Origin of the sequence: Shewanella algidipiscicola, assembly GCF_900380485.1 — a bacterium.
Taxonomy (GTDB): domain Bacteria; phylum Pseudomonadota; class Gammaproteobacteria; order Enterobacterales; family Shewanellaceae; genus Shewanella; species Shewanella algidipiscicola.
Window position 1 is genome coordinate 147,440 of the sequence record NZ_OXJV01000021.1, and the last position, 24,673, is coordinate 172,112.

General features: G+C 45.3%; 24 protein-coding genes and 1 pseudogene. 12 read left to right on the top strand and 13 right to left on the bottom strand.

The genetic code is table 11. The features are described 5' to 3' along the window. Nucleotide 1 precedes the first annotated feature (1 nt). Entirely contained in the window at nucleotides 2-1,123 is a 1,122-nt protein-coding gene (gene thiH, locus DN599_RS17930; RefSeq protein WP_110458957.1) for a 2-iminoacetate synthase ThiH, read from the top strand. Between the two features lie 541 nt (nucleotides 1,124-1,664). Here the strand turns inward: thiH and DN599_RS17940 are convergent. Further along, entirely contained in the window at nucleotides 1,665-2,513 is an 849-nt protein-coding gene (locus DN599_RS17940) for a LysR family transcriptional regulator (RefSeq protein WP_110458958.1), read from the bottom strand. Nucleotides 2,514-2,634: 121 nt separating this feature from the next. Between DN599_RS17940 and DN599_RS17945 the strand changes: the two genes are divergently transcribed. Then, a complete protein-coding gene (locus DN599_RS17945; protein WP_110458959.1) occupies nucleotides 2,635-3,288 on the top strand; it encodes a TetR/AcrR family transcriptional regulator in 654 nt (217 codons plus the stop codon). On the opposite strand, the gene DN599_RS17950 is transcribed toward DN599_RS17945, so the two are convergent. Then, a complete protein-coding gene (locus DN599_RS17950; protein WP_110458960.1) occupies nucleotides 3,272-4,639 on the bottom strand; it encodes an ATP-binding protein in 1,368 nt (455 codons plus the stop codon). The genes DN599_RS17945 and DN599_RS17950 overlap by 17 nt on opposite strands. Then, entirely contained in the window at nucleotides 4,640-5,323 is a 684-nt protein-coding gene (locus tag DN599_RS17955; protein WP_110458961.1) for a response regulator, read from the bottom strand. Between the two features lie 69 nt (nucleotides 5,324-5,392). Here DN599_RS17955 and DN599_RS17960 point away from each other — a divergent pair, with 69 nt between their 5' ends. From DN599_RS17960 to fieF, 3 genes are all read left to right on the top strand, one after another. Then, nucleotides 5,393-5,572, top strand: coding sequence for a hypothetical protein (locus DN599_RS17960; protein ID WP_110458962.1), 180 nt, complete (start codon nucleotides 5,393-5,395; stop codon nucleotides 5,570-5,572). A 10-nt stretch (nucleotides 5,573-5,582) separates the two neighbouring features. Beyond that, entirely contained in the window at nucleotides 5,583-6,068 is a 486-nt protein-coding gene (locus tag DN599_RS17965; RefSeq protein WP_110458963.1) for a Spy/CpxP family protein refolding chaperone, read from the top strand. 64 nt (nucleotides 6,069-6,132) lie between these two features. Continuing rightward, on the top strand, nucleotides 6,133-7,002 hold the full coding sequence (fieF, locus tag DN599_RS17970; RefSeq protein WP_110458964.1) for a cation efflux pump FieF: 870 nt from the start codon (nucleotides 6,133-6,135) through the stop codon (nucleotides 7,000-7,002). Nucleotides 7,003-7,085: 83 nt separating this feature from the next. On the opposite strand, the gene DN599_RS17975 is transcribed toward fieF, so the two are convergent. Next, nucleotides 7,086-7,988 (bottom strand): LysR family transcriptional regulator, encoded by a 903-nt coding sequence (locus tag DN599_RS17975; RefSeq protein WP_110458965.1) that lies wholly within the window; start codon nucleotides 7,986-7,988, stop codon nucleotides 7,086-7,088. A gap of 93 nt (nucleotides 7,989-8,081) precedes the next feature. Between DN599_RS17975 and DN599_RS18765 the strand changes: the two genes are divergently transcribed. After that, complete coding sequence (locus tag DN599_RS18765; RefSeq protein WP_204165150.1) at nucleotides 8,082-8,228, top strand: hypothetical protein; 147 nt, start codon at nucleotides 8,082-8,084, stop codon at nucleotides 8,226-8,228. Nucleotides 8,229-8,266: 38 nt separating this feature from the next. Here the strand turns inward: DN599_RS18765 and glnG are convergent, their stop codons facing one another. The 6 genes from glnG to glnA all read right to left on the bottom strand — a co-directional run bounded on the left by glnG (nucleotide 8,267) and on the right by glnA (nucleotide 14,651). After that, nucleotides 8,267-9,676: a nitrogen regulation protein NR(I) gene (gene glnG / locus DN599_RS17980; protein WP_110458966.1), complete on the bottom strand. Its 1,410-nt coding sequence runs from the start codon at nucleotides 9,674-9,676 to the stop codon at nucleotides 8,267-8,269. Nucleotides 9,677-9,748: 72 nt separating this feature from the next. Beyond that, a complete protein-coding gene (gene glnL, locus DN599_RS17985; protein WP_110458967.1) occupies nucleotides 9,749-10,792 on the bottom strand; it encodes a nitrogen regulation protein NR(II) in 1,044 nt (347 codons plus the stop codon). A 129-nt stretch (nucleotides 10,793-10,921) separates the two neighbouring features. Then, nucleotides 10,922-11,467 (bottom strand): DUF4124 domain-containing protein, encoded by a 546-nt coding sequence (locus DN599_RS17990; RefSeq protein WP_110458968.1) that lies wholly within the window; start codon nucleotides 11,465-11,467, stop codon nucleotides 10,922-10,924. Nucleotides 11,468-11,707: 240 nt separating this feature from the next. Then, nucleotides 11,708-12,022 carry a pyrimidine/purine nucleoside phosphorylase gene (gene ppnP, locus DN599_RS17995; protein ID WP_110458969.1) on the bottom strand — a complete coding sequence of 105 codons (315 nt, stop codon included), beginning with the start codon at nucleotides 12,020-12,022 and terminating at the stop codon, nucleotides 11,708-11,710. 102 nt (nucleotides 12,023-12,124) lie between these two features. Next, a complete protein-coding gene (locus DN599_RS18000; protein WP_110458970.1) occupies nucleotides 12,125-12,949 on the bottom strand; it encodes an N-acetyl-ornithine deacetylase in 825 nt (274 codons plus the stop codon). Between the two features lie 292 nt (nucleotides 12,950-13,241). Then, entirely contained in the window at nucleotides 13,242-14,651 is a 1,410-nt protein-coding gene (gene glnA / locus DN599_RS18005) for a glutamate--ammonia ligase (RefSeq protein ID WP_110458971.1), read from the bottom strand. Nucleotides 14,652-15,021: 370 nt separating this feature from the next. Between glnA and typA the strand changes: the two genes are divergently transcribed. Further along, nucleotides 15,022-16,848: a translational GTPase TypA gene (gene typA / locus DN599_RS18010; protein WP_110458972.1), complete on the top strand. Its 1,827-nt coding sequence runs from the start codon at nucleotides 15,022-15,024 to the stop codon at nucleotides 16,846-16,848. A gap of 329 nt (nucleotides 16,849-17,177) precedes the next feature. Here typA and hemB read toward each other — a convergent pair whose 3' ends face one another. Continuing rightward, nucleotides 17,178-18,167: a porphobilinogen synthase gene (hemB, locus tag DN599_RS18015; protein WP_110458973.1), complete on the bottom strand. Its 990-nt coding sequence runs from the start codon at nucleotides 18,165-18,167 to the stop codon at nucleotides 17,178-17,180. Nucleotides 18,168-18,689: 522 nt separating this feature from the next. Between hemB and DN599_RS18020 the strand changes: the two genes are divergently transcribed. The 3 genes from DN599_RS18020 to DN599_RS18030 are packed head-to-tail and all read left to right on the top strand — an operon-like array spanning nucleotide 18,690 to nucleotide 21,326. Then, a complete protein-coding gene (locus DN599_RS18020) occupies nucleotides 18,690-19,448 on the top strand; it encodes a response regulator transcription factor (RefSeq protein ID WP_110458974.1) in 759 nt (252 codons plus the stop codon). A gap of 2 nt (nucleotides 19,449-19,450) precedes the next feature. Further along, complete coding sequence (locus DN599_RS18025) at nucleotides 19,451-20,122, top strand: response regulator transcription factor (protein WP_110458975.1); 672 nt, start codon at nucleotides 19,451-19,453, stop codon at nucleotides 20,120-20,122. Further along, nucleotides 20,109-21,326: a sensor histidine kinase gene (locus DN599_RS18030; protein ID WP_162599245.1), complete on the top strand. Its 1,218-nt coding sequence runs from the start codon at nucleotides 20,109-20,111 to the stop codon at nucleotides 21,324-21,326. The genes DN599_RS18025 and DN599_RS18030 overlap by 14 nt, the downstream gene beginning before the upstream one ends. Nucleotides 21,327-21,725: 399 nt before the next feature. Here DN599_RS18030 and DN599_RS18035 read toward each other — a convergent pair whose 3' ends face one another. Then, nucleotides 21,726-22,676 carry an IS30 family transposase gene (locus DN599_RS18035; protein WP_110458977.1) on the bottom strand — a complete coding sequence of 317 codons (951 nt, stop codon included), beginning with the start codon at nucleotides 22,674-22,676 and terminating at the stop codon, nucleotides 21,726-21,728. Nucleotides 22,677-23,300: 624 nt separating this feature from the next. Here DN599_RS18035 and DN599_RS18040 point away from each other — a divergent pair. After that, the gene (locus DN599_RS18040; protein WP_110458978.1) at nucleotides 23,301-23,969 is read left to right on the top strand and encodes a hypothetical protein; all 669 of its coding nucleotides are present in this window, start codon (nucleotides 23,301-23,303) and stop codon (nucleotides 23,967-23,969) included. Nucleotides 23,970-24,281: 312 nt separating this feature from the next. Here the strand turns inward: DN599_RS18040 and DN599_RS18045 are convergent. Continuing rightward, a pseudogene (locus tag DN599_RS18045) lies at nucleotides 24,282-24,527 on the bottom strand (ISAs1 family transposase); the annotation flags it as partial. Between the two features lie 64 nt (nucleotides 24,528-24,591). Between DN599_RS18045 and DN599_RS18050 the strand changes: the two are divergent. Continuing rightward, nucleotides 24,592-24,673 (top strand): transposase (locus tag DN599_RS18050; protein ID WP_162599247.1); only part of this gene is annotated, 82 nt, incomplete at its 3' end.

Consider the following 24,673-nt stretch of genomic DNA (forward strand, 5'->3'; position numbering starts at 1 on the left):
GATGAGTTTTGTCGATTATTTACAGGCCCTACCCACAGAACGGTTAAAGTTGGCGCAATATTCTGCCAGATCAGCAGATGTGGAACGGGCCTTATTGAGCTGCGAAGGCTCTTTGTCTGGCTTGATGGCGTTATTATCTCCCGCCGCCGAACCTTATTTAGAGTCGATGGCGCAGCGTGCAGCGCAGTTAACCCGGCAGCGGTTTGGCGCAACTATCGGTATGTATTTACCCTTATACCTGTCTAATTTGTGTGCCAATGAGTGTGATTATTGTGGTTTTAGCATGGGTAATAAGCTTAAACGTAAACGGTTAAACCATGAAGAACTGCGCCAAGAGATAGCCATCATAAAACGCCGAGGTTTCGATTCGCTGCTACTGGTATCGGGTGAGCATGAAACTAAAGTGGGCATCGATTATTTTGTTTCCATGTTGCCAGAGGTAAAACGGCATTTTAGCTTTGTTGCAATGGAAGTACAGCCGCTGAGCGAAGATGGGTATCGATGTTTAGTGAGCCATGGTCTCGATGCGGTAATGCTGTATCAAGAAACCTATAACCCACAAGTTTATCGCCAGCATCATACGCGTGGTAATAAACAAGATTTTGCTTATCGTTTAGCCTCTGCAGAGCGTATCGCCCGCGCAGGTGTCGATAAAATAGGTTTAGGAGTGCTATTTGGACTCGATGATTGGCGCTTTGATGCCCTGTTAATGGGGCATCATCTGCATTATTTAGAGCACCAGCATTGGCGCAGTCGTTACAGCATTTCACTGCCTAGGTTGCGGCCTTGTACTGGGGGCGTACAGCCTAAAGTGGCACTCAGTGATAAAGGCTTAGTGCAGATTATTTGCGCTTTTAGGCTCTTTAATCCACAACTGGAGATAAGCCTGTCGACACGAGAGCCTGCCGCGCTGCGAGATCATCTATATCGCTTAGGGATCACCCATATTAGTGCTGGCAGTTCGACTGAACCTGGCGGATATGCTCATCCGCAAACACAGCTGGACCAATTTGAAATTGCCGATAATCGCAGTGTCGAACAGGTGGTTGATGCGTTAAAAGCGCAAGGTTTAACCCCTGTCTGGAAAGATTGGGAGGCGGGCTGGATAAATCAATCCCCATGATAGAAATGGCTGCGGTTTAGCCGAAGCCTTCGCTGCTTTCTACCAGCTTAGCGCTTGTGACATGTAGAAATAATGACCTGCCATAAGTGCTGCCTTGTAGAAAATGGCTACAAACTACGGTAAAGTTAATCTATAAAGATAAACAGTCCCTAGGGCCTGTTGATCTTTCAAGGTTGTTTTTGCAGCGAATTGCTGGGTATTTATACAAGGCAGAAGCTTTGTAGTGTAGTTATTCTACATAAAAAGCTGAGAACGCAGTAAAAATACCCAACAAACGCTGCCCGAAGGGTTCGGCTAAAAACGTTTTACTCTTTGTTAAGTGAATTTTGCTTAGATGACTAGGCTGCAATCCACTCGCCTCGATTAAAACGTTTTTGTCTAGAACAAAATTCAACCAGCAAAGATCAACAGGCCCTGTATGTTGTGCCGTTGTTGCTGATTGCTTAATCTAGAAAATACAGCCTAGTTTAAGTAAGCGGAAGTGCCCTATAGCGGCACTTCACTGCATCTTGCGCAAGAGGTCAGTTGTGATTGGCTTCTGCTAGATTTCGACGTTGGCTTTGATCAGCGTGATCAATTGCTGGGTGGCATCGGTTTGGGTGTCAGGGTTGAGGTATAAACCCTCGTTAAACACTGGCAACACGGGTAGGCCGTGTTCGAGTGGATCTAATATCTGCATATTATCATTAATGCGAAACTCGGCAATAGGCGCGATAGTAAGATCGTTCTCTACCGCCATGCATAAGGCTTGTGGCGACGGTGTCGATAACAATACATTGATAGGCCGCATGGTGAGCTGATGGTTAGCAAAAACCTGCGCTCGGATTGGGCAATTTTCGGGGTATAGCGCCATAGGGATCGTGGCACGCTGATGGGCATTGCCATTTTTAGCTGCGACCCAATGAAATCGACGTTCAAACAGAAGTTCACCGTGAGCTGGTGGCTGCCAATGGGTGGCAACGATAAGGTCAAACTCTCCTTGTTGCAGGCGCTTATACAGATTGCCACTAACATCGGTATCAATGACCAGCTCTATGCAGGTAAATTCGCGAATAAACTCGAGTAAACAACTACTGAGGTAGCGCTTAATATAATCTGTGGGCACCCCAAGGCGAATAATTTCACGGTTTTGGCACTCTTTAAGCTCATCTAGCGCCTGAGAGTTGAGCTGCATCATCTTGTAAGCGTAGTTGAGTAAAGTATTGCCCGACTCGGTGAGGGTGACTCCTTTGTTGTCGCGCAGGAGTAAGGATTGTCCGACACTCTCCTCCAGTTTTTTGATCTGCAGGCTTAAGGTTGATTGGGTACGACAGATCTTATCGGCGGCTTTAGACAAGTTGCCGCATTCCACCACCGCGATAAAACTCTCAAGCAATTCGATTTTTAACATGGGGTATTGAGTTTGTTAATAGTGGTATCAGTATTACTCAATATCTGCTGGACACAAACCCTGTTATGGTTTGATTGTGAAGTTGCAATGTATTTGTTTGTCGAAATGTGATGGGGTCGCTATGAGTAGCTGGGAACAAAGAACGGATTATCTTGTTGAGGTTGCACAGCGATGTCTTAGGGGGCACCAGAGTTTTGATCTGTGCCGTTCTCATCTGGTTGCGGCGAGTCAAATTTCTAAAGGAACCATCTATAACCATTTCACCACCGAGGCGGATTTAGTCGTCGCTGTTGCTTGTGCTCAATACCAAGATTGGTTGACATCGGCTGAGCGCGATCAGCTGCAATATTCCGATCCCTTTGAATGCTATCTATTTCATCACTGCCAGCGCCTACATGATGTGTTAGCTCAAAAACGCTTTGTGATAGAGCGAATGATGCCTAATCAAGAGTTATTGCTACAAGCCTCAGACGTTTACCGCGATAAATTTAATGATTTGCTTGAGCAATATTGTCGTTGGAATCAAAGTACGATACTCGCTGTTGGTGAACGGCCTGGGTTTGATCGTGGCGAATTACTCAAAAATTATATTCGCGGCACAATGATCAACAGTGATGATGGCGCCAAGGCATGTGACGATGTACAGACCTATTATCAATTTAGTTATGCATTGAGCCAGTTAATGGGACATTCGGATAAGCGCATCCCCACCATACAAAAATTTACCGATTGGTTGTCGCAGTTACATGAGCAAGCTGCTATGTCGGCAGCTTGATGCTGACCAATAAACCGTGAGGTGTAACATTGGATGCGCTGATCACTCCCTTGTGGGCATCGACGGCCGCCTTCGCTATTGCCAATCCCAGCCCCCAACCGCCAGACTCTCTTTCCCTAGCAGATTGAGGTCGATAGAAGGGATCAAATATGGCTTTAAGATCGGCGTCCAGTGCGATACCGGGTCCGTCATCAATTATCTCAATAAGCACATGATCGTTAAAAGATACCGCTTTGATGGAGATTTGCTGGTTAGCATAATGAATCGCATTGCGGAGTAAGTTCTCTATTGCCCTTGACAGTGGTCGCGGCGTGAGCGGCAATATCAACTGCTCATCAATGTCGATGAGCAACCGTTTATTTTGCTGCTCGGCTTCAAATTCGGCATCATCCAATACCTGACCTAAGGTTTCACTGAGTGACAAGTTATGTTTGCTTTCGTGTAGATTGAGCTTGGCTCGTGATAGTTCCAATAGCTCGGCTATCATCGCCTCAAGCAATTGTGCTTCATAGCCAATGCGCTCGAGTTCCGTTGATTCTTGGCCTTTTTTGCGCGCCAGAGCTAAGGCTAACTGCAGCCGAGTTAATGGTGTTCTCAGTTCATGGGAAATATCACTAATAAGCCGCTGTTGGCTATTAACCATAGACTCGATTGAACCCGCCATGGCATTAAAGGCAACGGCGAGTTGACCTATTTCATCTTTGCGTGCTGTGGTGCTGTTATCGGCGCGATGACTTAATTCGCCTCTGGCTACCGCTTCTGCACTCGCTTTTAAGGCGCGTAGTGGTTTACCTAAATGCCATGCCAGTAGGCCGCACAATAAGCCCGACAACACAATGGCAAGCACTAGGGTGAAGATGATGTTGTCGGCGAAGAAAAAGAACCAGGGCCGAGGGTGCATTTCGGCCATTCTGCCATAGAGGCTAAATTTACTGCCATTGACACTAAACTCGTGAGGGCCAAAAAAAATCTCACTCTTAAACTGGTGGCTGATGGGGCGTGCGGCTTCTTCTGCCAACAACATAAAGCGGCGCATACCGCGAGAAACTCGGTCGGTATTGACCACTTGGCCTTGTTCATTGACTAGATAGAAGCGTACCGGTTTATGGTCCATCTCTTTAATGCGATGCCAGCGCTGTTCACGCCCGGAGGTGAGCACTTCTGGGTGAGTTTGAATATGGATAGCCACACGCTCAAGCAGTTCTTCAAGGCGCGGTGTCATTTGAGTTTGATCGTGATTTTGCTGCAACAATGGCAGCAGACCAACAATGGCTATGATTAAACTGCTACACAGCCAAAAGCTGAGTAGCAGTTTGATAAAAATGCGATTGGGTAGGCTACTGAGCTTCATTTAAGTTAACCAGATATACCCTTTGCCACGCAACGTTTTGACTCGCGGGCGGCCGTCGGCACGTTCGGGGAGTTTTTTGCGTAAATTAGATAAGTGCATATCTAGGCTGCGATCGAAGGGCATCAATTTTTTGCCGAGTACCTGCTCGCTCAGCGTCTCTTTGGTTAACACTTCGCCGTTATGTTGGATCATATAATACAGTAGGCTAAACTCGGTTCCCGTGAGGATTAAGAGTTGATCTTGGCACGTCACCTCTTGGCGACTTGGGTCGAGTTTGATGTCGGCAAATTCAATGATACCCGGCTGCTGTTCATCTGCTTGCTGGCTGGTGCGGCGGATAATCGCCTTAATACGCGCGACCAATTCTCGATCATTAAAAGGTTTAGGTAGATAGTCGTCGGCCCCAATTTCTAGCCCTACTACTCGGTCTATTTCGTCACCGCGTGCGGTGAGCATCAACACCGGAGTGTGCTTCTTGATTCGCAGGGCCTTAAGCACCTCAAAACCGTTGAGTTTAGGTAACATCACATCTAATAGGATTAAGTCAAACTCTTGCTCCAGCGCAAGGTTGAGCCCCGCCTGACCATCGTTGGCCACGGTTAAGCTGAATCCTTCTAGTTCTAAAAACTGCACTAGCAGTTCGGCTAGACCTAAGTCATCGTCAATTAACAATATTTGATTCATATGCGCCTTAATCTCTGTGTGAATATCGATACACCTTTAACAGGCTGAGTATACCCGTTTGGATGTCAATTGCAGTCTACCAATGTAAGCCTACGTAAAGCCTTACTGTTGGCTATTTTAGCGTATCAGCGTAATAACTTTACAGAGGTTTACCTCACTATCGCGCAGCATTACATTGCAGGGCGTACACTAGTTGTGTTGGAACTCAACGTGAGTTTAATTGATTTACCCACTCGCAATAGCGTGTAAGAGGCAGACTATGAACAAGTTAACCCTAAAATCTGGATTATTGGCACTAATGACCACGGCAACTTTATTGTCGTCAGCAGCGTTTGCCGAAACGCCTAATCGTGATGCGGCGCCGTATCATAAGATGCATGGCGAACATAGGGCTCATCATGATGGCATGCATAAACTCTTTCGTGGTTTAGACTTAACCGATGAGCAGCGTGGCCAAATGAAGCAGATAATGCAGCAACATCGAGATGCAATGAAACAAAATCGCCCTACCGATGACGTACGCCAAGCTCATCAATCGCAAATGTTGGCAGTGCTCAGCGCAGACAGTTTTAATGAGGCCGATGCGTTGGCGTTAGTGCAAGCTAAACAGCAGCAACGTCAAAATGCGGCGATAGCTAGACTCAAAGTGCAACACGATATCTATCAACTACTCACCCCCGAGCAGCAGGCGCAATTTAAAGCCAACTTGGGCAAAGGTACCGGACGTAAAGGGGATCGCCGATAAGCGTTAACTAAGTTACAATGGGTTACGTTTCTTCCCCTACTTTAATCAGTAGTAATGTGACCTTATGAAAGACACTTCCCAATACGATTTTTGGGTGAAGCTGGCTAGCCGCGCAGCAGTGGCGACAGCGTTCACCCTTATTGTTATCAAGCTTGCAGCCTGGATGTATTCTGGGTCTGCCAGTATGCTTGCATCGCTCACAGATTCCTTTGCCGATGCGTTAGCCTCAATAGTTAACTTCATTGCGATACGTTATGCCATTGTGCCTGCCGATAAAGATCATCGCTATGGCCATGGTAAGGCGGAGCCTTTGGCGGCACTGGCGCAGTCGGCGTTTATCATGGGCTCAGCTTTTTTATTGCTGTTTCATGGTGGCGATCGCCTCATTAACCCCACGCCAGTCAATCATGCCATGATGGGTATCATAGTCTCGGTTATCGCCATAGTGTTGACCTTTGCCTTAGTGATGTTACAAAAGCGGGCGGTAGCGGCGACATCGAGCACGGTCGTGGAGGCCGATGCGCTGCACTATAAGTCGGATCTATTACTCAACTCGGCAGTCTTACTCGCCTTAATATTGTCACAATTTGGTTGGTGGTGGGCCGATGGTTTGTTCGCCGTGTTCATTGCGCTATTTATTGGTCACCAGGCGTTAGACTTAGGCTATCGTTCGGCGCAGTCGCTGCTCGATAGAGAGCTTGATGCCGATAAGAAATTGCTTATTGTGCAAGCCCTAGAGCAAGACCCACGTATTAACGGTTTTCATGACTTACGTACTCGCGAGTCGGGCAAGACCACCTTTGTACAGTGTCATTTAGAGCTCGATGGCCGGCTTACGCTACGCGAGGCTCATGCCATTGCTGATGCGGCAGAGGCGAGGGTGCGTAAGTTGTTCGAGCATGTGGAAGTGTTGATCCACCAAGACCCCATTTAAGCTTGATTTATATACCTGAAATAAGCCGCCAACGGGCGGCTTAGTGTTAAAAGGTATTTACCTTAAAGGTCGATATCACTTAACTAAGGTGATGATGGTGCCGCCAGTTGTGCTTGCTGGCTCAAGTGTAACAATGCCGCAGCTGCGGGCGTAAGAGGCAGATCTTTACGCCAAATTAAGGCTAAGTCCCAAGTTAGATTTGGCACTATGGGTTTAAACGTTAAGCGGCTAGTACTGAGGCGAGCGCAGATGGGCTCGGGAAGAATAGCGACCCCCATATGGGCTTCAACCATAGTGGCTAAAAAATCCCATTGGCCGCTGCGAAAAGCGATATTTAATTGCACTCCCGCCTTGGCGCTAAGTCGTCGGATCAACTTAGCCAGTGAGAAGTCTTCGTTGTACAAAATAAAGGGGTAGGGTTCAAAGTCTTGCCAAGTGATCGCCTGTTTTTCTGCCAGTGGGTGATCTTCGGGTAAGCAGGCGAGCAGAGGGTAGCGCGTCAAGGGGTGATGAGCTAGCTCGGTTTCATGTGTGGTGGGCAGCGCCGTAAAGGCGATGTCTAAGCTGTTATTAAGTAAGGCCTGTTCACAACCAAAACCACCATATTCATACATTTGTAATTCGATGCCAGGATAGCGCTGTCGAAAGTTGGTTAGTAGGCCGATCAGCAGGCTACTCATCATGGGGCAAACACCCAGCCGTAAGTGGCCCGATTTGAGGCCACTTAAATTGGTTAAATCTTCTTGTAATCTGTGCCATTGGCCGAGAATTTCTCGTGCGCTACGTTCGAGCAATATGCCTGCCTGAGTGAGTTCAACTTTTTGATTATTACGATGCAGTAATTGCTGGCCTAGGCTCTCTTCGAGGCGCTGGATAATTTTGCTGAGCGTCGGTTGGGTGATAAAGCATTTTTCGGCGGCACGGGTAAAATTCGCGCTTTCCACTAGGGTTAGGTAATACTGTAACGTCTTGATTGGTATGTTCATTCTTTATTGGCATTTATGGCATGGCATATATTCATTTTACTAATAGACGCCATAGTATTACTTTGAACTGGTCAGCAAAAATGGAGCAACACAATGAAATTCAGTAAAAATTTATGGGTCGGTGCCTTGTGGCAAGCTGCTATGCCTGTCGATGCAAACGAGAGTGACAAGGTGACAGAATCATCGGCAACTATGGCAAACAATGCTCCCTCTGAAGAGCTACAACATAGCCCAGCCTAAGCTGGGCTTTTTGTTATGTCAGCTTTGGTATTCTTAGGTTAGCCCATTTCTAACTCTTTGAGTTTACGGGTTAATGTATTACGTCCCCAGCCTAAACGCTTGGCCGCTTCCTGCTTATGGCCGTTAGTGTGCTTAAGTGCCGTTTCGAGTAAGATGCGCTCAAATGCGGGTTGAACTTCGGTAAGTAAGTCGCTATCCCCTTCACTTAATCGTTTATCTATCCACTGGGTTAAGGCTTGTTGCCATGAGCCGCCTGCCGCTTCAGCCTTAACGGGGTGACTGGCGGTTGGGGTTAATAATTCTGGTGGTAAGTCTTGAGGTAAAATTTCCTGTCCCGATGCCATCACCATTAACCAGCGACAGGTATTTTCTAATTGGCGCACATTACCAGGCCAAGGTAGGCTAGCTAACAACTCTGCGGTGGCTTTGGTGAGTACTTTGGGTTCTACACTGATCTCTTTGGCCGCAGTGGCTAAAAAGTGGCGCGCTAACTGGGGAATATCTTGCCGGCGTTGCGATAGCGGTGGCAGATGCACGCGGATAACGTTTAAGCGATGAAATAGATCTTCTCGAAACTCCCCCTTACTGACTTGTGCTTCCAAATTTTGGTGGGTCGCGGCGATGATGCGCACATCAACCTGTACTGGCGAGTGGCCACCAATACGGTAAAATTGACCATCGGCCAACACCCGCAGCAGTCGTGTCTGGACATCCAGTGGCATATCGCCAATTTCATCGAGAAATAAGGTACCGCCATCGGCTTGTTCGAAGCGGCCTTGACGCACGCCTGCCGCGCCCGTAAAGGCTCCTTTTTCATGCCCAAACAGCTCAGACTCAATCAACTCTTTCGGAATGGCCGCCATATTGAGCGCAATAAAAGGTTTGTCTTTACGAGGGCTGTGTTTGTGCAGTGCTCCCGCCACCAGTTCTTTACCTGTGCCCGATTGACCATTGATTAGTACACTGATCGAGGAGCGTGATAGTCGACCTATGGCGCGAAACACCTCCTGCATGGCGGGGGCTTCGCCGATAATTTCTGGGGCCTTGACCTCGGGTACAGTTTTAACTTTAGGTGATTGTTCCTTGGCATGATTGAGTGCACGTTCGACTAAACCAATCACCTCGTCGATATCGAAAGGTTTGGGCAGGTATTCGAATGCGCCCGCTTGATAGGCGCTAACGGCGCTGTCGAGATCTGAGTGGGCAGTCATGATAAGCACTGGAATATGCGGGTAATGCAGCTGTAAGCGCTCCAGCAGTGTCAGGCCGTCGGTGCCTGGCATTCTAATATCTGAAATGATCACTTGGGGTTGAGTCTGCTCTAGTGCTTGCCAGAGTGATTCGGCAGCGGCAAAGCTAGCGCAGCTAATGTTAGCCCCTTTTAAGGCGCGCTCTACGACCCAGCGTATAGAGCTGTCATCATCGAGAACCCAAACTTTTTCTGTCATACGCTTACTCTCTTAAGTTGAATACTCATTATGTAGTGTCACGCGCGTGTCTCTGGTGACCTGTAACTCATTTTAGCCTTTGACCGGCAGTAAAATGGTGAATTCGGTTTGTCCGGGAACCGAGGCGCAATCAATGCGCCCGCCGTGTAATCTGGCAAAGTTATGGGCAATGGATAGCCCTAACCCGGAGCCATGTTCGCGGCCCGTGACCATAGGATAAAACAGGGTATCCATGAGCTCGGGTTTGATGCCGGGACCGTTGTCTATGATAGATAAAGCCAGTACCAGCTTGTGCCTCAGAGTGCCAATGGTTATCTGGTGTTGGGTGCGTGTTTTAATGCGGATCTCGCCGCCTGTTGCTAATGCTTGTATCGCATTTTGTACAATATTGAGCACCGCTTGCTGCAGTTGCTCTTGATCCATTTCAATATCAGGGATGGAAGGATCATAGTCTTGGATTAGATGAATATTAGTGGGCAAGGTGACCTGAACCAGCTTAAGCACTTTTTGGATCACTTCATGGATATTATGCATGCTGTGCTGTGTCGGTTTTTGTGGCCCTAGCAGGCGGTCGACCAAGTTACGTAATCTATCGGCTTGTTCAATAATCAGGTCGGTAAATTCGCGTTGTTCATCATCTTTTAATTCGCGGGCGAGTAATTGCGCCGCGCCGCGCAGTCCACCGAGCGGGTTTTTAATCTCATGAGCCAAGTTACGCACCAGATACTGCGCCGCTTGTTGCTGTGCATCTAAGGTTAACTGCTGGTGAATACGCCGTTGTTGATCCACCTGACGTAACTCCAATAAGCCTTGGGGGTGGTCATTGTCTGCTTCGATGGGAGACAGAGTGATGTCGAGAATGTGTGCGTTGCCATCTAAGGTGGTGATATTGGCACTATTGACTGTTAGCCCTTGGTGCTGCTCAATGGCGCTCATCAGCAGTTGAGTGTCGACACTCAGTTCTTGGTAGCAATCGCCTAGGCTATGTTCTGTGAGTCGGTGACTGCCTATGCCTAATAGTTGCTCTGCTGCACTGTTGGCATAGCAGAGTTTTAGGTCGTGATTAATCACTATGACCGCAGTCACTAAGTTGTTCAGCAAAGGGTCTGTGTGCATTTACGACTCCCTGAAATAGATCGCACCAACATGGTGCACCAATTTGGTGCATGGTGCAAGCTAGCTTCATCGAGAGGAAAAATGTCGAAATATGCGCTAAGCCAATAAAAAGTAATTAATTAATAATTATTAGCCGCCAGCGGGTTTTGGCTTTGGTATTGCGTTGACCCTAGCTCGATGAAGAAATATGGTTCTTGGAGGAGTAGATGCAAGTTGTTTGCCGTTTTGTGCTAATGCCTTAATTTCAAAAATATGCTCACCGCGATCGACGTTTTCCAAACTAAATATCGCAGTGGTTTGGGCTGGCCCTATCACTTTGCCATCCATTAACAGTACCAACACGTGATTACTGGCAAGATCTGGGGTTATCGAACCGATAATGGTGATGTTGCCGTTATTATCACGAATGGTTTCCTCTTCAGATGGGCTGCTGATCCGCATCTGATAGCTGGGTTTATCTGCTGCTGGCTCGAGTTGCTTGTCGCCTAGATCACGCACTACCACTGGGGGGAGCTTAATCTGATTTTGGGTATTTTCTTTGAGCTCGACCGCTTGAGCATTTTCAATTGGATTGTCTGAGTAGTGTACCTTGCCATCTTTATCGACCCATTTATAAATGGCCGCCTGCGCGAACGCGGTAACAAGTAGTAAGGTAAAAAGCAATAGCGTGCGCATAAGCGATCCTTTGTTATACGATGGTATCTTGGTTAGATTAGTCTGTTTTTGAATAAAAATCATCGCGTATCTTGCTGTGTTTTATGCGTCGCAATATGTTGTTAGTCAATTGTAGAGGTGCGTTTGGTTGCCAGTTGAGGTGTACGCATAGAGGAAGTGGTTGCCGCAACTTGAGACGTAAATGAGTCGTCATATAGAGCGACAATGTCGCCGCTCAGCGACTCTAAGTGGTTTGTGGGGTTAATCTAGGTATTGGCAGCAATACTGGGCAATGTCATTGGCACGCATGGTGAAACTGACCTTCGCCGCCAGTTGAAACTGACTGCCTGCGGAAAAGCTTTGCCATGTATCGCTGCCGGGAAGTAACACTGATAAGGTACCATCGATCACGTGCATGATTTCGCCCACTGCAGTGCTAAATTCATATTCGCCGGGTAATACCACGCCCAATGTTTGTGTGCTGCCATCACTAAAAGTGACTGTGCGGCTCATCACTTTGCCATCGAAATAAACATTAGCCAGCTTATCGACTGAAACCTGTTGAAATTGATTCATATATTCATCCTTAAAAAATACCGATAGATGAATATATAGTTAAAAAATGAAAATATCTATTCTTAAGTGTAGGTGTCGTAATATCGATTTACATGATGTTGATTACTGTCTGGCAATGACCTGCTCAATAAAGGTTTGCATAATGGCACTATTAGCCAAAACGCGTTGATCGAAATTCTGTTTACCCGGCGTCTCGCTGCATACACCAGCATTAGCACCTAAGCGGACCAAAAAGGCTTCAAATGAGAGGTCGAAATGGTTAAAGATAATGCCGTCGGCTACCGGGCAATCATCGATAAAACCATCAGGGGCAATAGGAAAAAATTCACCTAGGGTGTCACGCAGTGTGCGGCTGAAATGGCCTGGAGTTTGGTTAGCTTCAAATGAATAGATATAAGTATCGTTTTGCAGTACATCTTCATGGCAAGTTAAAATACCTTCTTTACTGGCGGCCTGTAACAACTGCGAATGTTCAAGCAGTATTTTACCTTCCGTAGAGGTGTCATCATTACTTTTACCGCGACCATTTTCGACCAAAAAACCTCGATTAGGATTTTGACCTAACTTATTGAATCTATGGCCACGCTTGAATCCTGTCGGGTTGACAAGTGGCAGTAGACTAAGGTTGATGCGCTGAAAGAGTTCGGGTTCTAATTCATTGAGGAAATGCAACATTCCCCAAGGGCCAGCGGCTTCTTCACCGTGAAACCCTGCGCTAATTAACAGTGAGGGCTGCCCCGATTTTTGTGCCGGTGATTGGTACAGATTTAACGGGTAGCGTCCCGCGTCGCCGAGGGTTCGTTCCAGTAAACCTAATCGAGTGACTTGCTCTTTTAAGCACGCGTAAAAGGTGCTGATATCGTTACTCTCGCAACTAAAAATATCGCTCTTCCAAGTGTAACTGGCAAACGGATCACGGCTAGACATAATTGATTCTACTGTAAATTATCGGCCTGCTCATCATAGCAGTTTACCCATAAAGATAAATCCTTTTAAGCAAGATTAGGCCTTAATGGATAATTGTCGACTTAAGGTTTGCATGCGGATGACACTAGGTATGATTGAGGAGGTTCAATTTGACTTATTGTCGGTACCTAGGCGCGATTTCAAGCTATGGCTTTCATGCATTTTTAAGCATGTAGAGCAGTTGCGTTGACGTATGGGTTGAGCAATAAAAAAACCGCCTGAGTAGGCGGTTTTTTAATCGTGTATTGGTAGATTACAAGCTGTAGTAAAGCTCGAATTCAACTGGGTGAGTGGTGCGAGCCACTCGCTCTGCTTCTGCGGTCTTCAATGCGATATACGAATCGATGAAGTCATTGCTAAAGACGCCGCCTTTAGTGAGGAACTCACGGTCAGCATCGAGGTTTTCGAGTGCATTTTCCAGTGAGGTTGCCACTTGTGGGATCTCTGCGGCTTCTTCTGCTGGTAGATCGTAGAGATCTTTATCCATCGCTTCGCCAGGGTGGATCTTGTTTTGAATACCGTCAAGACCGGCCATTAGAAGCGCAGCAAAACCTAAGTATGGGTTTGCATGTGGATCCGGGAAGCGTGCTTCAATACGGCGCGCTTTCGGACTTGGTACCACAGGGATACGGATTGAGGCTGAGCGGTTACGGGCAGAATATGCCAGCATCACTGGGGCTTCAAAATGTGGCACCAAACGCTTGTAAGAGTTAGTGCTTGGGTTGGTAAAAGCATTCAGTGCGCGAGCATGTTTGATGATACCGCCAATATAATACAGGGCCGTTTCACTCAATCCGCCATACTTGTCACCAGCAAATAGGTTAACACCATCTTTAGCCAGTGATTGATGTACATGCATACCACTGCCATTGTCGCCAACAATTGGCTTGGGCATAAAGGTGGCTGTTTTGCCATAAGCGTGTGCCATATTATGGACTACATACTTAAGGATCTGAATCTCATCGGCTTTTTTAGTTAGCGTGTTGAAGCGTGTGGCAATTTCGTTTTGACCGGCAGTCGCCACTTCGTGGTGATGCGCTTCAACGACTTGGCCCATCTCTTCAAGCACTAGACACATAGCACTACGTAAGTCTTGTGAAGAATCAACTGGTGCTACTGGGAAATAACCGCCTTTAACGAATGGACGGTGTCCTGTGTTGCCATCTTCATAATGGGTACCAGAGTTCCAAGCCGCTTCTTTAGCGTCAAGCTTGACAAAACAACCTGACATGTCGGTGCCAAATTTTACATCATCAAATAGGAAGAATTCTGGTTCTGGACCAATCAATACGGTATCAGCGATCCCCGTAGAGACGAGATACTCTTCTGCTTTCTTGGCAATAGAGCGTGGGTCGCGGTCATAACCTGTCATGGTGCCAGGCTCAAGAATGTCACAGCGGATAAGTGCAGTGGTTTCTTCTGTAAAAGGATCTAATACAAAAGTGGTTGGATCTGGCATTAATACCATGTCTGATTCGTTAATGCCTTTCCATCCTGCGATTGAAGAGCCATCAAACATCTTGCCGTCTTCGAAGAAATCGGCATCAACTTGGTGATGCGGAATAGAAACGTGCTGCTCTTTACCTTTGGTATCGGTAAAACGTAAATCAACAAATTTAACTTCAAGTTCTGCTATTTGCTGTAAAACTGATTCTGCTGACATTCTTAAATCTCCGTGTAGGGTAGAGGGGATGCCCTTCTTGTAACATTCAATTTAGCGCTTGGCGCGGTACTGGCCAATATAAAGCTAGACTCGTGCCAATATTCTAAACTGTTGATTAGTTTGAGGTTGTGTGTGAGGAGGTGATGCGCCGCAATTCGGATTGCACTACATTGGTGCGTTATTTGCCTTGTTATGGTGCGTTCACCATCTTGGTGCGCATTGCAACGATCATGATTATTCATAGCTGACTAAAAAATAATCCTGTGCGAGAGTCCTCGTCTAGAGTAGAATGGCACGTTTTTTATTGCAATAGCTATTATTGAAGCTGTTAGTAATACCCCCTATTTTTTTGATGGTAAGAGGTTTATTTGTGTTAGAGAATTTACGTAACATCGCCATTATTGCACACGTTGACCATGGTAAAACTACCCTTGTTGATAAGTTGCTGGCACAGTCTGGAACCCTGGAGTCTCGGGGAGAAGCCGCTGAGCGGGTGATGGATTCGAACGACATCGAAAAGGAACGTGGTATCACGATCCTTGCAAAGAATACTGCCATCAAGTGGAACGATTACCGTATCAACATCGTCGACACCCCTGGCCACGCCGACTTCGGTGGTGAAGTAGAGCGTGTTCTGTCGATGGTTGACTGTGTATTGCTACTGGTTGATGCGGTTGATGGCCCAATGCCACAGACGCGCTTCGTAACCAAAAAAGCATTCGCGCAAGGCCTAAAGCCTATCGTTGTTATCAACAAAATTGACCGTCCAGGTGCTCGCCCTGATTGGGTTATTGACCAAGTATTCGACCTATTCGATAACTTAGGTGCAACTGATGAGCAGCTTGACTTCCCAATCGTTTACGCATCTGCATTAAACGGTTACGCAACTTTAGATCCAGACGAAGCGGGTGTCGACATGACGCCACTGTTTGAAACTATCGTTGAGAAAGTATCATTTCCAGACGCTGACTCGGAAGGTGACTTCCAGATGCAGATCTCGCAACTTGATTACAACTCATATGTTGGTGTTATCGGCGTAGGTCGTATCAAACGTGGTAGCGTTAAGACTAACCAACAAGTCACCATCGTAGGTGCTGATGGTAAGACACGTAATGGTAAAGTCGGCCAAGTATTAGGTTACATGGGTCTAGACCGTACCGAAGTTGAAATTGCTAACGCTGGTGACATCGTAGCAATCACTGGTCTTGGTGAGCTTAAGATCTCTGACACTATCTGTGCAGTAGGCGCTGTAGAAGCACTACCACCACTGTCAGTTGATGAGCCAACATTGACCATGACGTTCCAAGTCAACACATCTCCATTTGCTGGTAAAGAAGGTAAGTACGTGACTTCACGTAATATCCTTGAGCGTCTACAACAGGAATTAGTGCATAACGTTGCACTGCGTGTTGAAGAAACTGACAGCCCAGATCGTTTCCGTGTATCGGGCCGTGGTGAACTTCATCTGTCAATCTTGATTGAAAACATGCGTCGTGAAGGTTACGAGTTAGCCGTTTCGCGTCCAGAAGTGATCATGAAAGAGATCGATGGCGTGATGTGTGAACCGTTCGAAACCGTAACCGTTGACGTTGAAGAAGAGCATCAAGGCGGCGTTATCGAGAAACTAGGTACCCGTAAAGCTGAAATGAAAGATATGCAGCTTGACGGTAAAGGCCGTGTGCGTATCGATTTCGTGATTCCAAGCCGTGGTCTAATCGGTTTCCAAACTGAGTTCTTAACTGCCACATCTGGTACTGGTCTGATTTACCACACCTTTGACCACTATGGTCCATTTAAAGGTGGCGATATTGGTCAACGCGCTAACGGCGTACTGATCTCTAACGCAACAGGTAAGGCACTAACCTTCGCACTATTTGGTCTACAAGATCGTGGACGTCTGTTTATTGGCCACGCTGCCGAAGTGTATGAAGGTCAAGTCGTTGGTATTCATGCGCGTGCAAACGATCTTACAGTTAACTGTTTGAAAGGTAAGCAGCTAACGAACATGCGTGCATCGGGTACCGATGAAGCGCAGGTACTGACTCCACCTATCAACTTAAGCCTTGAGCAAGCGCTTGAGTTTATCGATGATGATGAGTTAGTCGAAGTAACGCCACTGAGCGTCCGTGTTCGTAAGCGTTATTTGACAGAAAACGAGCGTAAGCGCCACAACCGTGGTTCAAAAGACGCTTCTTAAGCCTGAGGTAGCACTTACGAGTCGCTAGCCATTAAGCTTTAAGTATTAAAAAAGCCCTGAGCATGACAATGTTGAGGGCTTTTTTGTCTCTATAGGCGCTTGAGTCCATAAGCTGGATGATGCCAATCAAATAAAGTTAGTCATCTATTGATTGATGCAAAATCGTTAATGTTGATCTCTGAGTTTGTCGTCGACATAAATTGAGGTAACTATTGAGTCTTATTACAAAAATCTTAGTCTCATAGAGTCGGCTGTTAGCCATCAAGCATAATGATGGCGACGATTAGCAGTCTATCAGGCGGCAATGTTGTATTAATCTAGGGCAGCGACTAGGGCATCTTGCTTTCGGCTAACCACTGGGCATACTGTTTGGTGTAGTAGCTCACAATGAGGTCGGCTCCCGCGCGTTTTAAGCCAGTAAAAGTTTCGGTTACCACGGCTCGTTCATCGAGCGCTCCCGCTAGTGCGGCAAATTTAATCGCAGCATATTCACCACCGACTTGATATGCCGCTATAGGCAAATGGGTCTCCTGTCTTAAACGGCTGATCACATCTAAATAAGGGGTTCCTGGTTTGACCATCAGAATGTCGGCGCCTTCGGCCTCGTCTAATGTGGCTTCGAGTAGCGCTTGACGACCATTAGCGTAATCGAGTTGGTAGCCTTTCCTATTCCCACTGAGTTCACAGTCTACAGCGGCTCTAAATGGACCATAAAAAGCAGAGGCAAATTTTGCCGAATGAGCCAAAATGGCGACGTGTTGAAAACCCGCGTCATCGAGTCCTTGGCGAATGGCTTTTACTTGACCATCCATCATCGCCGATGGGGCTAACATATCGGCGCCAGCTTTAGCAGCGGTGACAGACTGTTTAACTAAATTGTCTACGGTGGCGTCATTATCGACTTCGTTGTGGTGCATCACGCCGCAATGACCGTGATCGGTATATTCACAGAAGCAGATATCTGGAATCACCATCATCTCGGGGACGGTCGATTTTATGGTGTTAATCATACGAGCAAGTAGGCCATTTTCATCCCACGTATCGCTGCCTGCGGCGTCTTTGGTGTGTGATATACCAAAGGGCATCACATAGCGAATGCCAAGGGCATATAACTCACGAACTTCATCGGCGAGGTGGCTTTCGGGAATACGGCTGATACCAGGTAGAGTAGCGATCGGCATAGCCTGCTCGAGTTGCTCTTCAATAAAAATAGGGTGGATTAAATCGATGAGTGAAATATGGCTTTCGCGTAATAGATCGCGCATGGCTTCAGAGCTACGTAGACGTCGCATGCGGCGCAGTGGAGGTGTGCTTAACATGGAATAACCTTTATAAACAGATTGGTGAGTGATTGGGTTTATTACAGGAGAAAATCTTCATGCGTTAGTTGCTCTGACTCTGCGTGGAATGCAAGGTTCCACATTCAATTATATTCGATCTGTTTATGTGATCGACTTAGCGTATTTAATGGTTTTAGTCTAATCGAGAGTGAGGTCAATGAGTTAATCAAGGAGGTTAGCGACGGGAGTTTTGGGTTCTATCGCTTATGATACGCATGTTTATCGTGAGGTTTCGGCGAATGACAAAGTCAGCTTTTTAAGGCGTGGCTACCGAAGAGTATAAAACGCAGCACGTCAAAGTTACGTCAAAACTTGGCGGGGAAATATAAAATTGTATGTTTTTGTTGTGCAGTTAGAAGTTCCATACCATGAGCGTTTATCCAATATCATAAATTGCGTAGACTCTGTGCTATCAGTTTAACAACTGTAACAGAGTTGTTTGATGCGGTGCGTGCTAAGTGCCGCCTTAGTGGTTTTTGATAGCGCGTATGTGGTGTAAAAATGGAACGTTTAACTCAACTGCCTATAACGAAAGCGGAAGCAAGCCCAGAGATTGCCAATACAGTACTCGATGATATCAAGCGACCAATAGCCTCACATGGCTTTGGTGGCTTCTGGTTTCAAGGCATAGCTAACAGTGCTTATGAAGACTACCGTGAAAATAATCGCGGCAATTTACTGACACGCCGCACGCTACAAAGTGCTGCTGGCGTATTGGCTTCATCACCGACGGTGCAACAACTGCATCAACAATATCTGGCTCGTGTCGCCGCAACAGACATTAACTTTGGCGAAGCTCTGTGCCTAAAGTCTCCCTATTGCTATGTATTTGATGAAGGTGGACGGCCAAATAAAGCTAAAAAACTGTTTAATCGATATGGTGTTAATACGATTGTCAGCTGGCCGCTGAAAAACTTTGCTTCGAATGCTTGGAGCGGTCGATTCACTTTACTCGCTAAGCATGAATATAAAGATCTAAATCTGACAGGCTTAGAGGTTACGCTTAAGCAAGCCCAAATGAATTTATTTGAACATTTTCATGATCAAATAAATCCCTACCGCCAATATAAGTTATTTAATAAAACTGCGATTAAAGCATTAAGAATGGCCGCTACAGGTTTGCATAACCATGAAATATCACAAGAGTTACACATTACCGTTCGTGGCGTAGAATATCATCTAGAATCTATGAGAAATAAGCTGTCAGCTAGCAATCGTGCTAATTTAGTACACATTGCACATCAATTGGAAATCATATAATTATGTTAGTGCTTCTTGTCGAAGATAACCGTCTGCTTGCTAAAAACATTATTCATTATTTAGAGCTGAATGATATCGAAACGGATTATTCTGAGACACTTGCACAGGCTGAGCAGGCGATAATAAAGCGTAACTTTGACGCTATTATTCTCGACCTTAATTTACCCGACGGTGATGGTATTAGTGCCTGTAAAAAATGGAAAGCACAGTGCATCATTGCTCCCATCATTATGCTGACAGCGCGCAGTAACCTGCAAGATAGATTGTCTGGTTTTGAAGTGGGAGCCGATGATTACTTGGTTAAACCTTTTGCTATGGCTGAATTAGTGGCTCGACTCAAGGTCGTGTCGCAGCGGCGCCCGTCGCCGAATCTGCTTACAATTGGCGAGCTTGAATTTGATTTTGCTGGACATAACGTATATCGACAAGGGCAGCGTTTAGTCTTAACACGGACAGGCTGGCAGATCCTAGCGCTATTGGCGAGAAGGAGTCCTGAAACAGTAGAGCGAGATGAAATTGAGAGATTACTTTGGCCCGATAGTTTGCCAGATAGTGATAGTCTGCGCAGTCATATTCATCTACTGCGTAAAATTGTCGATAAGCCTTTTGAGCAAAAGCTGCTGCATACTATTCGTGGCGTAGGTCTATGTTTAAAGGTCGATGATGAAGCCTAAACTCAGTTTAAAGCGAGTCTATCAGGTTTATGGTTTAAGCTTTTTGGCGATCACTTTACTCATCAACAGTTTTATCCCCCTGTGTATGATGTGTACAGGCATGTTTAGCATGCATGAGATCACCATGAGAAATGCCGCTCAAGCTGCAGTGCAATACGCCAGTGCCGAAAATAGCCCTTTTTACACCGACAACCTGAGCGTATTTAATAGCTGGGAGTCGGTGCCAAGCAAGATAAAGGCGATAAATAATGGTAACCCCCCCGAACAGCCTAATGACGTAAAACACCAGCATACCGATGGTAAATTCATCGATGCCCTGATGCTACATCAAGATGAGGCGGGAAATGCTAGCTATGTATGGCTGCACTATAACGCCACCCATGAGTTAGAGTTTGCCCCCAAAAATATGGCAGCTATCTTACTCTTGGTCATCATGACGTTTACCGTTAATGCCATTCTGGCCTGGTATCTACAGAGCCGGGTGATTTCACCGGTGCATCAGATCAGTCGGGCAATAAAGCAGCATGATTGGCAAAAGATGGAACAACTTCGATTTCCAAAACAGTGTTATGCCGAGCTTCAATCTATTGTCGATGCCTTAGACAGCTCGATTAAACAGCTTAAAGAGGCGCAGCAACGTGAGCTATCATTTTTGCGTTTTGCCAGTCATGAACTCCGCACGCCCATCGCTATCTGTCAGTCTTCGTTTGATATTTTGACCTTACAACAGGGCCAGTTAACCGGGCCGACATTGCATGCCAGTCAAGCGACGACTCAGATGAAATCGATCACCGAGACATTGCTGTGGTTAATGAGCTCTGATTGTAGTCCGATGGATAAAAGCTTAATAACGTTAGCCGACTTGTTGCAGAGCATTGTTTATGATCAACAATTTGCTCAAGGCAGCGAGGTTGAGGTGGAGTTATCCTGTGATGACACCCAATTATTAGTGCTTAAAGAGCCGCTGAGCATAGTGTTAAATAACTTGGTCCGTAACAGTTTAGAGCACGGTGCTAAAGGCATTAGCATCACTCAACGAGGTAATAGAATCGATATTGTTAACCCGTTGTCACGGCATAACTCCAGTGGTTTCGGGCTCGGATTGATGTTAGTTGAACGTTTAACTGCCCAGCTTAATTGGCACTATTCAACCAGTTACGATGATAACTTTTTTAGAGCAAGCCTCATCATACACTCAGCTTAATCTTTAATAACAACTCGCTGTTTAGTGATGGCAATAGTTGCATCACTAATACAGCACTTTGTTGTTTAACTGTTACTCGCTTAGTTCAATTAGCTCTCTTGTTTAAAATATCTTACGTCTACACAAAACAGTTAACTTATTCAGTTTTTAATTACTGTTCATTGTGAGTTTCAATAATATTTTGTTGAAATTGATAAGGCATTGTATTTGCGTTTGCCTCTGCTGATTATATTTTTAGGTTTTTGGGTTTGCGCCTTGTTTTTATTTGACGTTATTTTCACTTTTAGAGCTCATGTGTATTTTGACGTTATTTTCACAAATATAATTCATAGGTTTTTTGTGTTAATCTTTTTATTTTATTGCTCGCGAATTCAACTCCGAAGTGCACCACTCGCTAAATTAGGCTGCCTTGCGTAATTCATTGAATACCGCAACAGGTTGCCTGAAGCCGAGGCACTTTCTCGGTCTGGCATTTAATGTCCGTTCAATCTCACTAATTTGCCTATCTGTTACCGTCCGCAAATCGGTGCCTTTCCGTATGTATTGCCGCAGCAAACCGTTGAAGTTTTCATTCAGTCCGCGTTCCCAGGACGAATAAGGGTTAGCGAAGTAGACATCCGTTTTAAGCTTTTCTGCGACCTGTTCGTGGTCACAGAACTCGCTGCCGTTGTCCGCTGTGATAGTTCGGACACAACCTCGATATTTCCACAGCATGCCAACCATTGCCCGGGCCACATCGGCTGCGCTTTTCGCTGGCACTTTGCGTATCAGGTACAGCTTACTTTTCCGCTCAACTAGGCTGACAATCGCGCCCGTACCTTGCTTGCCCAGAACCGTGTCAGCTTCCCAGTCTCCGAACCGCTTTTTCTTGTTCACGATAGCGGGACGATGCTCTATGCCAACGCGATTCGGGATAATCACACGCTTCGCGCGATTACCTTTACGGTATCTTCGGTGACTCTGGCGTAGCTGTTTGTACAACTTGCCGCCGCATAATTTATCACGCTGGACATAGCCATAAATCCACTCATGACTGACGTTATATCCGATGATTTTACCGACACCGGCTATTTGTTCTGGACTCCACTTCTCATTGAGACCGAACTCAACAAAGGTGATGGTCAGTTCAGATACTCTAGACTTCGCGGACTGACTACGGCGTTTTAATGCCTTCACCTGAGCGACTTCCGGCAAGTAATGGTTATCCCGAATTCGATTGCGATTTACTTCCCGGCTGATTGTGCTGTGACTTACTTTCAGACGTTTTCCTATCTCCCGATAACTGAAACCNTCGCGTAAATAGGCCTCAATCTGGTATCGTTGTCCCTCGATCAACTGCTTGTAATTCATGGTAACTACTCATGTTTGTTTGGCGACTACAGAGTATCACCAACAGGCAGTTGATCTCTCCTCACCGTTTAACCATGAGTGGTGCACTTATTATCTGAATTCGGGACTTCCCAAAAGGCGAGGCTCAAGGTGTGGTGGGCTGATGGATAGCGCCACCAAACTCATTTATGCCCCTAAATGAGCTTCAACTAAAATTTATCTTCGTTCGTACATCATTTTTCGACCTACTTTTTCTAATTTCTTTGTACGCGAATGTTATTCCAAGCAAAGACCTGGGGCAGTCCATTATAACTCTATGAAGTGTCTACTGTTCTAGGGTTTTACCAGTGTTGTATTTTTGTGATTGCGCTGTTAATCTGGAGTGGCAATTTTAAATGGAGTTAATTTAGTATGAAAAAAATAGCACTTTCACTAATATTATTCGGTAGTTTGTGCGCTAACGCGCAAGCAATGACCTGCACTTGCCCATCAGGGTCTATGTCGGTTACTGTAGGCGATAATGGTACAATAACAATGAAATGTTCTAGCGGGCGATTAGAGTGTTCGATACAACTTGAATAACTAATTTTATTTGTTATTTGGAAGGTGGGATAGTTTTCTCACTTTCCATTAAAAGGATTTAACATGAAAAAATTTTATACCATTACGTTTATAATCATAACAACCTCTATTTATTTTGTTTTTTTTTATGATAATCATCATGACTCTAATAAAGCAACGGTCAAACATGAAGCTAAAGATTTTAGTGCCACAAAAGTTAAGGATTTAGAGGAGAGTAATTTAACAAAAACTATCAAATCTGAAAAAAAACAAAATGATGGTGTGGAATTAGAGCTCCTAAAAAAAACAATCGAAGATAAATCCCCAAAACTATTAACTGAAGAAAGCTTTGTCGACGCAGACTCATTTACAAATTCCTTTGTTCTTGAAAATGATATAGTTTCAAAAGAAGCTTTAAGAACATTTTTTACTGTGAAGAATGTAGATGAATTTATTTCTAAAGTTAAAGATATCGCTCCAACAGAACTGTCTGAGGCAAGAGAATATCAGCTTACACAAAACTTAAAAGTATTTAAAAACACTAATTATTATGCGGAGTCTTATGCTTGTGCGGGGAAGATCTGTGCAATCTCATTTAATTATGATGACTTGAATGAAGATGAGTTAACAAAGTTCTCATATTTTTCTAAAAATTATACATTCACAAATACAACTGTGAATGAACATGGTGAGAAGAAGTTTAAAGCTATTTATATTGCTACCGACGATCCTAGTCAGTTACAAGTTAGATAGTATTATTGGTGTTGCTTTCTAAAAGGGGTAATGAATAATTTTGTAACAAGTAAAGATTTATAGTCAGATAAGTCTATTGTGGCTAATTAGCATTACCCGTTAACTTTTTATTTGTGCTTTTAGGCTTACGTCGTTTAAATAGCAACTCCTCTATTATACAATTTTCTGAGAAGTTAACATCTAAAATAGTTATTCAACTTAGTTAAACACCTATATTATAGAAATGAGTCACCTTGTTTTTAATTCATTTTAGTCAAATCAATTTTGGTAAGTGTATCAGGGTCAGGGCGGGATTAAACTTTGTTAAATCATTTAACCAAAGAAAACCTCGCTCCTAAAATCGCCATTCCATGCTGCTTTTCTTATCTTGGTTGGTTTACTTGCTTTTAGCGGATGTTGCTCTAAAAGGTTCAGCACGATACGCCGAAATAGCGCCATCTTCTTCGCGTTTTCATGGTCACCAATCCTTGAACAATCTTCCCTAAAGGTGACGTCAAGCACCCAGTGTTGCTGGTTCTCGATGTGCCAATGCTGACGCACCGCTTTGGCTGCGAGCTTGGTAAGCCCCTAGAACAATAGACACTTCATAGAGTTATAATGAACCAAAAATATGAGGTGTTACATGCGCGGAAAACGTTATCCTGATGAGTTCAAAATTGAAGCCGTCAAACAAGTCACTGAACGTGGTTATAAAATCGCTGATG